This is a genomic window from Prevotella sp. AM23-5 (assembly GCF_003473645.1).
In the GTDB taxonomy this organism is placed as follows: Bacteria; Bacteroidota; Bacteroidia; order Bacteroidales; family Bacteroidaceae; genus Prevotella; species Prevotella copri_A.
In genome coordinates this window covers 1-620 of sequence record NZ_QUCG01000192.1, presented here as the reverse complement: position 1 = coordinate 620, position 620 = coordinate 1, and the positions used below count along the sequence as shown (strand labels likewise).

1 protein-coding gene is annotated in these 620 nt (G+C 47.9%); it reads left to right on the top strand.

Annotated features, from left to right (window positions below; all coding sequences use genetic code 11):
• On the top strand, positions 1 to 620 hold a 620-nt coding region (locus tag DW657_RS18105; protein ID WP_158577433.1), incomplete at both ends, for a hypothetical protein.

The window sequence follows — 620 nt, the reverse complement described above, 5'->3', positions numbered from 1 at the left end:
GAGCCTTCCGAGATTGCAGCTATGGCGCAGGATTCCAAGCGACTTGAAGATGATTTTGCGGCAGCGCAGAAGTCATATAATGAGGTGAAGGATGCAGAGGTACTGAAGGGCACCAAGGAACTCACCGACCTCAATACCGCTTTTGCTACTCTCACGACTGCCAAGAAAGAACTCATCAAGTATCTTTCAGATATTTCTGCGAGATATAATGCGGCTGATACTAACGGCAAGGCTACCATCGTCTCTGCCGTGGGAACGAAGTTCACAAACTTTCAGTCTGCATACAGCGCATTCTATGACAAGCTGGGTTTGGCAAACGCATATATCACTAGCAAGATATATGGCGACCTCGGTGTAGTCATCGGTGATGTGGCTACCTATCAATATCTAAAAAAAGTGCTTGCCGATGGTGTGGAGACGGAAATCAATGGCGGATTGATTCTTACCTCTCTCATCGCCTTGCGTGACCCTGAGACCAAGCGGGTGGAGAGTGGAATTAATGGTGTTATTGACAAGACGGCGAAAGGCAACGGCATCGCTACCTGGTGGGGTGGATATATGAACGATGGTGAGGTGGTTGGCTTCGATAAGAAGGATGATTATTCAAAACAGGCAGCTAC